The organism is Allobosea sp. (assembly GCF_030694325.1).
In the GTDB taxonomy this organism is placed as follows: domain Bacteria; phylum Pseudomonadota; class Alphaproteobacteria; order Rhizobiales; family Beijerinckiaceae; genus Allobosea.
In genome coordinates this window covers 1-9708 of sequence record NZ_JAUXYO010000332.1, presented here as the reverse complement: position 1 = coordinate 9708, position 9708 = coordinate 1, and the positions used below count along the sequence as shown (strand labels likewise).

Sequence of the window (9708 nt, the reverse complement as noted above, 5' to 3'; positions counted from 1 at the left end):
TCTTCTCCAGCAGCCCGCGCAGGTTCATCATCTCGTCGGTCATCGGGGATCTCGCGGTTCAGGGTTGGCGTTCGCAACCCAAACCTAACCGGCAATCGCCGATGACCACCCTCAGCTACACCACGCGATGGGACACGACCGCAAGCGGCTTGTGCAGGACTCAGGCGAGGATCCTCGTGCCGCGGCCCCTCGCCCGGCGCGTGCGCGTGGGCGATACCCCTCCCGATTTGGCTCTTGCCCCCCTCTCTCCCCGCTGCTCGCCGCGAAGGCAGAGGTGCAGGCGGACCTGCACCCTGCCGGGTGACGGCCTTCGGCCTAAAACAGGAGAGACCACCATGACCACGACCAACAACCCGACGATCGGCACGCTCGCCACGACCATCCAGCAGATCGCCCTGTCGAAGCTGGTCCCGAGCAAGGCCAATGTCCGCAAGGTCAATTCGACCGCTGGCATTGGTGAACTGGCCGACAGCATCGAGGCGCACGGCCTGATCCAGAACCTCACGGTGAGAAAAGCGGCGAAGGGCCAGAAATTCGAGGTCGTCGCCGGCGCGCGGCGACTGGCGGCGCTGCGATTGCTGGCGAAGGAGGGTCGGTTCGACAAGGATATCGACATCCCCTGCAATGTGCTGGCCGCCGAGCGCGATGCCGAAATCTCCCTGGCCGAGAACACACAACGCGAGGCCATGCATGTCGTGGATGAGGTCCTGGCCTATCAGCGCCTGGTCGAGGAAGGCCTGCCGGCCGACGCCATCGCCAGCCGGTTCGGCCAGTCCGTCGTCACGGTGCGCCAGCGCCTGAAGCTGGCCGCCTTGTCGCCGCAGATTTTGGAGGCGATGCGCGCTGACGAGATCACGATCGAGCAGGCCCGCGCGCTGGCGATCACCGACGATCATGCGGCGCAGGAGGCGGCATGGTTCGGCCGCGACGGCTGGAGCCGCAGCCCGGGCAATCTGCGCGCTGCGCTGACCAGCGAGCATATTCGCAGCACCGACAGGCTGGCGCGCTTCATCGGCATCGAGGCCTACGAGGCTTCGGGCGGGGCCGTGCTGCGTGACCTGTTTTTCGATAATGATGCAACGTTCCTGACCGATCGGCCCTTGGCGATGAAACTGGCGACCGAGATTCTGCAAGCGGCCGGGGATGCGATCCGGCTGGAGGGTTGGAAGTGGATGGAAATCAGCATCGAGGCCGACAGCGTCCACCATGCTGGCTATGATCGCATCCATCCGCAGCGTCGCGATCACACCGAAGCCGAGCATGTCGAGCTTGCTGGCCTTGGTGAGAGCTACGACGCCTTGGTGGAGCAGATCGAGGCCTATGCCGAAGGTGATCCGCAGATCGAGGTCGATGAGGTGCGGCTCGCCGAAATCGAACAGCGCATCGAGGCGATCAGGAACGCGGCCGAGCGGTTCTTCCCCGACGAACAGGCCTTGGCCGGGTGCCTTGTCGCCATCGGCTACGATGGCGCGCTGCAGGTGACGCGCGGTCTTGTCAGAACGGAAGATCGCGCCGCGCTGGACCGGTTTCGTCATGGCGATCATGCCCACGACGATGGTGATGAGACCCCTGCCCTGCCCTCTCCGCTCGAATCCGAGCCGAGTGGATATTCGGCGACCTTGATCGAGGAACTGACGGCGATCCGCACCGCGGCGCTTCGCGTGGAACTGGCGCAGCGACCGGAGATCGCCATGGCGGCAATGCTGCACCCGCTGGTTCTGGCCTGCTTCTATGATCGCCGTCATGGTCTGCACATGCATTCGGCGGTCGAAATCAGGGGCGAGCGCAAGGCTCTCGACCTCAGCATCAGGCAACCCGAAGCCTGCCGGGCGCTGAGCGGCTGGACCGAAATCGTGGAGGCATGGGCCTATAGGCTTCCCGGCGATCTAGCCGACCTTTGGCAATGGCTGATCGATCAGCCGATCGAGACGCTGACGGACCTCTTGGCCGTCGTGTCGGCGGCGAACCTCAACGCCGTCACGGCTCGTCATGAAATCAGTCGCGGTCGCATCGTTCAGGCCAACCAGATCGCCCAAGCCGTCAATCTCGACATGCGGTCATGGTGGAGTCCGGAACGGGAGTTCCTGTCGCGTCTATCGAAGTCGACCATCGCCGGGATCCTGCGCGAGGCTGGATGTTCCGAGGATGCCGCCAAGGCGATCGAGCGCAGCCCGAAGGCCGAGGCCGTCGCTCAGGCCGAGCGCGAACTGGACGGCAAGGGTTGGCTCCCCTCCCCGCTCACGATGCCGGTTGCGGATCGGGTTGGCGAACTGGACGATCGCGACGATGACGCCGGCGATGGGCATGCCACGCAAATGGCGGCAGAGTAGCTTCCCAGCCGGCACGGCACGCGAGCCATATGACGGAACAGCCGCTCGGGCTTCACAGCTCGGGCGGTATTCCTGCGCGGGGACCGGTCCTGCGCGGGATCGACCCGCCCAGGACCGGATCAGGGGCGCCCCAGAGCCCCGCCCCTCATGCTCCCCTGCCCGCCCCGATGGACTTTTCTCAGGCCGCCGATGCCGCAACGGTTTGCGCCTCGTACGTTCCGGTGGCGAAATCGACCGTCAGCGACCGGACGACGGGTTCGGGTCTGACCTCGCGGCCGTCACGCACCAGTCGAACGAGCCCATGGGCGGCGAGCTGCTGGAGCGAACGCGAAACGTTAGGCTGCGCTCGCCCGGTCAGCGCCACCACTTGCCCGATAGTCTGGGGATGTTCCCGCAGCATCACGCCGAGGAGATCGAGGGCTTCCGCCGAGAGTGCAGCCAGCATGGGAGCGGCCGGCCGTGATGTTGGGGTCGCCTCGCCTCGCGCCACCGCGCGCATTTCGTCACGAAGGGTTGCCAGACTCGTCCGTTTCATCATCATCCTCCACTTCTGTGTCCTCGTCGACGAAGTCAAAAGCTACGCCCTCTTGCCGGCATGCCTGTTCAACAGCAGCGAAAAAATCGACAATGAGCTCGTCGGCTCCCTGAAAATTGTAAGGCACCAGCTCGGCAGTCCGCCGAAAGCGATGACGGTGATCATAGGCTTGGGCTCTTGCGACGCCATGGGCATTATCGAAGCCGAGCAGCCGGGTTTTATCCACATCGTGCAACGTGAATGAGTACTTCACGCCAAAGGGCCGCGCCAGGGTCTCCGGCACCAATGCTACTCGGAATCGAATACTCCAGCCGTTATCGAGCCAAAACCGGCGGCGATCGTAGCCCAGGAGGCGCAACATGTTTTCATCGGTCACCTCAAATCATATATCTGTGAACGATATGAAAAGCAAGTTCGTTGTACCAGCGGGTCGGCTCGCTTGTGTCAGTGGCGGTAGAGCAGGCAGCGCGCCGCCCTCGCGACCGTCATCCCTCGATTGAAGCAGCCGTGGGTCTTGTGGTTCGGGCGGTTTTCCCGCGCGGGGACTGGTCGTGCGCGGGATCGACCGGCCCAGGACCAGATCAAGGGTGCCCCAAAGCCCTGCCCCTAATGCTCCCCTCCTCGCCCATGGTTCCGTCCGATGCCCAAGGGGTCATTGTCGTTAGTCGGTGGCTGGCAGGTTGCTTTGCAGCGGATTGAATAGACGGATGCTGAGACGCAGCGGCTCGAAATGGCGCCTATTATCGGTCAGGAGTCCGTGCTCGTGCGTCTGCGCAGTTCCCGCGATCAGCACGTCCGATAAGCCAGAGTGGCGACCATTAGCCCGCGCCTCCTCAGTCAGGACGCCGGCGATCCGTCCGTTCTTGTCTGGAGCGAGTTGGCTGACGATATCAGTAGCGAGCAGCTAGTCCGTCATAGCTCGATCTCGCGTGACGGCGAGCGGTCACGTTCGATCTCGAGCTCATGGGGTATCGAGAGGAGCAACTCGGCGAAGCTCGGTCGATCATCGCGTAAGAGCTTGCGCCCTTCCGCGATCGGCACGATCACTGCCGCCGGCCGGCCGTGCTTGGTCGCGATCGTCGGTTCGCCGTGTTGCGCCGCCTCGATGATGGCCAATAAGGTCGTCTTGGCCTCTTTCAGATTAATGGTTTTCATGCGGCACACCCTGTGTGATCACGGGTGATGACCCTACCATGCTGTGCTGGTTCGGGCCATGCAATGCGAAGCTGCGGTAAAGGAATGGCGGGGCGAGGTTTGAGCAGCCTTGGCCGCTCCAAGCTCCGGGACAAGGACGGGCAGAAACGTTGGAGCCGGATGCCGGCAGAAGGCGGGTCGTATTCGACACCCGCGGGTTCTCGCTAGCGCCCGGCACTCATGGGGGCCGCCTGCTTGGTAGCATGACCGTGTCGCAATGACGCTCCGGCGGAGGCGCTTGCTCAGGAAGCGCGGGGCGAGGGCCACAACGAAAATTAGCCGCGGCTAATTCTGGAGATTGAGGGCGGCGGCCCTCCGGGCGCAGGCAGTCAGTTAGCCGCGGCTAGTCCTGGAAGCGGCCAGTCATGGACAGTGGCGACAATTTCCCGAAACAATGGTTAATGAGCGTTAACCCTATTGTTGTTGCTAGAATCATCGAATCGGGCATAGTCACGTCAGTTGCGGAAAAAAACGCAATCCCGCAAAAATACCGCAACTGCACTGGCGATTCGAACCGTGGTTATAAGCGCTGCCAAGCCCGCCGAGGTGAAGGAAGGACTGAAGTCGCTAATTCAGAGCCAGTCCGCGATGTTGGCTGCCCAATTGCAGGCGCATCACCTCACCACGTTTCCGCCAAATGCCCAAAAAGGGATTCGCAATCTCTCTCCATCTGAAGTGGCGAAGCTCCTTGGGGTGACAGAGGGCTATTTGCGGCAGATAGCGTCTGAAATCCCCGATTTGAGCAACCTGTCGCCAGGGGGCAGGCGATCCTATTCCGTCGAAGCAGTCCACGAAATCCGCAAGATTCTTGATGGAGGGGCACGCGGACATCGTCGCTATCTGCCTTGGCGATCGAAGGACGAGGCGCTCCAGGTTGTCAGCGTGATGAACTTCAAGGGTGGATCAGGGAAGACCACGACGACAGCCCACCTGGCGCAATTCTTGGCGCTCAGGGGCTATCGAGTCCTAGCCATTGATCTCGATCCGCAGGCTAGTTTGTCGGCGCTATTTGGGCATCAGCCCGAATTGGACGTGGGTCCGAACGAAACCCTGTATGGCGCGATTAGATACGATGAGCACCGGCGCCAGGTCGCTGAGATCGTACGCTCGACCTACATTCCGGATCTCCACCTTATCCCGGGCAATCTCGAACTCATGGAGTTTGAGCATGACACTCCCAAAGCCCTCATGCGGCGCGCTCCCGGAGACACCATGTTCTTTGCGCGCATAGGGCAGGCTCTCTCGGAGATTCAGGATGCCTACGACGTTGTTGTCGTGGATTGTCCTCCGCAGCTCGGGTTCTTGACCATGTCTGCGCTGACAGCGGCTACATCGGTTCTCATCACCGTGCATCCTCAGATGCTCGACGTCATGTCGATGAACCAATTTCTGGCGATGACTGGCGACCTCTTAGAGGAAATCAGCAAGGCTGGCGCGTCGTCGAACTATCTCTGGATGAAGTATTTGATCACACGCTTCGAGCCGAGCGACGGACCGCAGAACCAGATGGTGGCATTTTTACGCTCCATCTTTGGGGACCACGTCCTAAATCACCCGATGCTCAAGAGCACCGCGATTTCGGACGCTGGCTTGACGAATCAAACCATATTCGAAGTCGAGCGCAACCAATTCACGCGATCTACCTACGATCGCGCCCTTGAGTCCGTCGAGAGTGTAAACGGCGAAATTGAAGCGATGATACGCAAGGCATGGGGGAGGGCGGCATGAGCCGAAAAATCTTCGCCGATCTGCCAGCGCCTGGGTCGCAGCCAACCGAGTCCGGCGCCACGCCGCGTAGACAGGCGATGCGACCGCTCATGGCCGCTTTGGAAAACGAAGCTCAGGAGACGGGGCGACGCTCGCCTGTTGGCGCTTTGGGCCAATCACTTGGAGAGATGAGCGAGCGGACCAAGCGCGCCGAAGAAATCGAGCGCCGGCTCTCCGCCGGCCAGACAATCGTCGAGCTCGACGTTGCCGACGTAGAGCCTTCGTTCGTTCCAGACCGCATGCAAGTCGACGACGAGGCCTTTGGGAACTTTGTACAGTCGATTAAGGCAGAAGGCCAGCAAGTCCCAATCTTAGTCCGTCCGCACCCCGAGAAGGCGAACAAGTATCAAATTGCCTTTGGTCATCGTCGCTGGCGCGCTGCGAAGGCGCTCGAGCGACCGATCAAGGCTGTGGTCAGATCGCTCACGGACCAAGAGCTTGTTATTGCTCAGGGGCAGGAAAACAACGAACGGCAGGATTTGTCGTATATTGAGAAGGCGCTGTTCGCTCGACGGCTCGATCGCCAGTTTTCTCGCGACGTAATTACGTCCGCTCTGGCCGTCTACAGCAGCGACCTGTCGAACATGCTGTCTGTTGCAAACCGAGTGCCCGATGACCTTATCGAAAGCGTCGGGCCAGCTCATTCTGTCGGCCGACGCAGTTGGATGGCGCTCGCTAATCTCCTGACCTCTAAGCTTAACGTCGCGAAAGCACGAAAGTTGGCGGCAGAGGCGTCGTTTGGGAAGCTTGCTTCGAAAGAGAGGTTCGAAGCTCTTTTCAAGGGCCTCTCGGAAAAATCCCCATCCCATGGTGACGCAACCGCAGTTTCGCACGCGGGCCGCGAAGTGGGAAGAATCGCGGAGACGAAGCAGCGGGTAACACTCACGGTCGATCGCAAAGTGTCGCCGGAGTTCGCTTCCTTCGTTCTCAACGAATTGCCTCGTCTGTTTGAGCTGCACCAGAAGCAGCAAGGACAGTGAGGAGGATAGCCCGCAACCAGGAGAGCACGAGCGCGAAAGAAAAAGGCCCCCGAAACGTGTTCCGGAAGCCCTTCTCATAGTCTGACACCTAGAGAATCGCATTTCCACGAATCACCGTCAAGAGTCTCGTTAAGACTTTGCGTCGTTTCGGCGAGCAAATTTCTTTTGCCTAACGCTAGGTGAAAGACAATGGAATCACGACTCTCGACGACGCCCTTTGGGCGGCGATCGCTGACGCTTGCTCATGTGGCGAGCCAGGTGATTGCAAAGACGCGTCCGCTGGAGAAAGCGGTCCACAAATGGAACATTTTCCGGGCAATCTGCACGGCCAAGAACGCGCTGGGCGTCCCTGAGCGGGCGCTGGCGGTGCTGGATGCGCTGCTGTCGTTCCACCCCGAAACCGTCCTCACGGGCGAAGGCCTCGTCGTTTTCCCCTCGAACCACCAACTCGGCTTGCGTGCGCACGGCATGCCGATGGCGACGCTCAGGCGCCATCTGGCGGCGCTCGTTGATGCCGGCCTGATCGTCCGGCGCGATAGCCCCAACGGCAAGCGTTACGCCCGCAAGGGCAGGAGCGGGGAGATCGAGTTCGCCTTTGGTTTCGACCTCGCCCCGCTCGTCGTTCGATCGGAAGAGTTCGAAGCCCTCGCGGCCGAGGTCGAGGCCGAAGCCCGGGCGCTGCGCCTGGTCCGCGAGCGGATCACGATCTGCCGGCGCGACATCGTCAAGATGATCGCGACGGGGATTGAAGAAGGCGTTCCGACGCAGGCAGCAGGGCAGGGGCCGGCCGACTGGGCCGAGATCCACCAGCTCTATCGCGGCATCATGGCGCGGATTCCGCGTAGCCCGACACGCCGGGCGTTGGAGCCGGTCGCGGATGAGCTGTCGTTGCTCGCCGACGAAATCCTCAACCTGCTGGAAACGCATATCAAATCTCAAAATATGAGCGGCAATGAGTCTCAAAATGAGCGTCACATACAGAATTCAAATCCAGACTCCCCTGTTGATCTTGAACCTCGCTTTCCAGAAAGCAGGGGTGGCGGTTTGGAGATCGTGCCGGAACCGAAGCGGGTGCCGGATGGGTCGTTCCCGCTGGGCATGGTTCTGGACGCCTGTCCCGATCTGATCGACTATTCGAAGGGCGGGATCGCCAACTGGCGCGACTTCCTGGCGACGGTCGCCGTGGTCCGGCCGATGCTGGGGATCAGTCCGAGCGCCTGGGAGGAAGCCATCGGCGTCATGGACGACGTTCAGGCGTCGATCGTCGTGGCGGCGATCCTGCAGCGCGGCGAAGCGATCACCAGCGCCGGCGGCTATCTGCGCGAGCTGACGCGAAAGGCGCAAGCGGCGGAATTCTCGCTCGGGCCGATGCTGATGGCGCTGATCGGTAGCCGGCGGCGCGAGAAGAAGCGGGCGTGAAGATGATGTGGCGCAGCCAAGCGATATCCAAAGGCTTTGCGAACCGCTGATCAGCGACTGGTCCATGACCTGTCGGCCTCGTCGTATTGTCAAACTGCGGTCTTTGTTCTAATGTATAAACATCCATTGTGAGCGGTGTTTGCCATGTCGATCACGACAGTTTCGAGCCGGGCGTTTCAGCAGAACGCGAGCGAGGCGCAGAAGGCGTCGCGGACGGGCCCGGTCGTCATCACCAATCGTGGCCGTCCGACCCAGGTGTTGCTGAACTATGAGGCCTATCAGCGGCTAGCAGGCGCGCGGCGCAGCATCGTCGAGGCGTTGGCTATGCCTGGCCTGTCGGATGTCGATCTGGAGATCCCGGCAATGCGGACCTTGCCGCGGCCGGCCGAGTTCTCCTGATGTTTCTGCTCGATACCAACGTCATCTCCGAATTGCGGAAGGCAGGAGACGGCAAGGCCGATCGCCAAGTCGTGGCTTGGCTATCGGCGGTCGATGCCGCGACCTTCTTTGTATCGGCTGTCACGCTGATGGAGCTCGAGCTCGGGATTCTGTTGATCGAGCGCCGCGATCTTGCACAGGGCGCGCGGCTGCGCACCTGGATGGACGGTTATGTCCTGCCTGAATTCGCGGAAAGAACCGTTCTGATCGACCGGGCCGTGGCGCTCGCCTGCGCGCGTCTTCACGCGCCCGCCCCGCGCCCCGAGCGCGACGCCTTCATCGGCGCCAGCGCGATCGTACATGGCATGACCCTGGTCACGCGCAACATGGCGGACTTTGCGCCGATCGGGCTGACCGTCGTCAACCCGTGGAACCATGAGCGCTAAGTGCAGGGCCGCAGCTTTGAGGGTCACCTAGCGATCGTCTGACGGACCAAGACAATACCGGGTTTATTTGGTTAAGACGGAACAACCCGTTCCAAATCATAAGGATAAGAACATTTGCGGCTTTGCCGCGCCGGCCCGGAGGCGAACGCGCTCTGTCATAGCGCCGTAGAGAGCCGGAGGGCCGCGTGCAGGAGTTATCGGCGCGTAGCGCCGGTCCGCCGGCTTTAAGAGCCCCAGCGCCCCAGCGCCCTCAGAATCGCCCGTCAGGCATAGTCGAACAGGCCTTGGAACTCACGGTCGGCGAAGTAGCGCAATTTGCCGGCGATGATGGGGCGTTGGTTGGCGATGAACAGCATCTGGGCTGTTGGGTGCATGTTGCGGACTTCGTCGGGGGTCATGAGCGTTCGTGCGACGTGTTGCTCGCCATAGGAGATCCCGGACTTTTCGGAATCGAGCGCACGGCTCATGGTCTGGAAGACGACGGTCTCCTGGCCGGTGAGGTCGGAGACCAGGCGGGCGCTGTCGTGATCGTTGACGCCAAAGACCTGGAGGACGCCGGCGTTGGAGAGGAACGTGCCGGCCCGGCGGCCATAGGTGGCGCGGAGCTGATGGACGTCCTGGAGGATGGGCCAGAGCTGGACGCCGTAGCCGGCCATGAG

The 9708-nt window shown here is 61.7% G+C and carries 10 protein-coding genes; 6 read left to right on the top strand and 4 right to left on the bottom strand.

Features of this window, described 5'->3' with window-relative positions:
- Window positions 1–335 precede the first annotated feature (335 nt).
- Window positions 336–2330 (top strand): ParB/RepB/Spo0J family partition protein, encoded by a 1995-nt coding sequence (locus Q8M82_RS21325; RefSeq protein WP_305693301.1) that lies wholly within the window; start codon window positions 336–338, stop codon window positions 2328–2330.
- A 178-nt stretch (window positions 2331–2508) separates the two neighbouring features.
- Here Q8M82_RS21325 and Q8M82_RS21320 read toward each other — a convergent pair whose 3' ends face one another.
- From Q8M82_RS21320 to Q8M82_RS21310, 3 genes are all read right to left on the bottom strand, one after another.
- Window positions 2509–2775 carry an HVO_A0114 family putative DNA-binding protein gene (locus Q8M82_RS21320; protein WP_305693300.1) on the bottom strand — a complete coding sequence of 89 codons (267 nt, stop codon included), beginning with the start codon at window positions 2773–2775 and terminating at the stop codon, window positions 2509–2511.
- A 58-nt stretch (window positions 2776–2833) separates the two neighbouring features.
- Window positions 2834–3241: a toxin-antitoxin system TumE family protein gene (locus Q8M82_RS21315; RefSeq protein WP_305693299.1), complete on the bottom strand. Its 408-nt coding sequence runs from the start codon at window positions 3239–3241 to the stop codon at window positions 2834–2836.
- Between the two features lie 536 nt (window positions 3242–3777).
- Window positions 3778–4020 (bottom strand): type II toxin-antitoxin system Phd/YefM family antitoxin, encoded by a 243-nt coding sequence (locus tag Q8M82_RS21310; protein ID WP_305693304.1) that lies wholly within the window; start codon window positions 4018–4020, stop codon window positions 3778–3780.
- A gap of 555 nt (window positions 4021–4575) precedes the next feature.
- Between Q8M82_RS21310 and repA the strand changes: the two genes are divergently transcribed.
- The 5 genes from repA (at window position 4576) to Q8M82_RS21285 (ending at window position 9049) form a co-directional block, all read left to right on the top strand.
- Window positions 4576–5787, top strand: a complete 1212-nt coding sequence (gene repA, locus Q8M82_RS21305; RefSeq protein WP_305693303.1) for a plasmid partitioning protein RepA — start codon at window positions 4576–4578, stop codon at window positions 5785–5787.
- A complete protein-coding gene (gene repB, locus Q8M82_RS21300) occupies window positions 5784–6806 on the top strand; it encodes a plasmid partitioning protein RepB (protein ID WP_305678380.1) in 1023 nt (340 codons plus the stop codon). Before repA ends, repB begins: the two co-directional genes overlap by 4 nt.
- Window positions 6807–6995: 189 nt before the next feature.
- Entirely contained in the window at window positions 6996–8225 is a 1230-nt protein-coding gene (gene repC / locus Q8M82_RS21295; protein ID WP_305693298.1) for a plasmid replication protein RepC, read from the top strand.
- Between the two features lie 144 nt (window positions 8226–8369).
- On the top strand, window positions 8370–8624 hold the full coding sequence (locus Q8M82_RS21290; RefSeq protein WP_305693297.1) for a type II toxin-antitoxin system Phd/YefM family antitoxin: 255 nt from the start codon (window positions 8370–8372) through the stop codon (window positions 8622–8624).
- On the top strand, window positions 8621–9049 hold the full coding sequence (locus Q8M82_RS21285) for a type II toxin-antitoxin system VapC family toxin (protein ID WP_305693302.1): 429 nt from the start codon (window positions 8621–8623) through the stop codon (window positions 9047–9049). The genes Q8M82_RS21290 and Q8M82_RS21285 overlap by 4 nt, the downstream gene beginning before the upstream one ends.
- 263 nt (window positions 9050–9312) lie before the next feature.
- On the opposite strand, the gene Q8M82_RS21280 is transcribed toward Q8M82_RS21285, so the two are convergent.
- Window positions 9313–9708 (bottom strand): type IV secretory system conjugative DNA transfer family protein (locus tag Q8M82_RS21280; protein WP_305693296.1); only part of this gene is annotated, 396 nt, incomplete at its 5' end.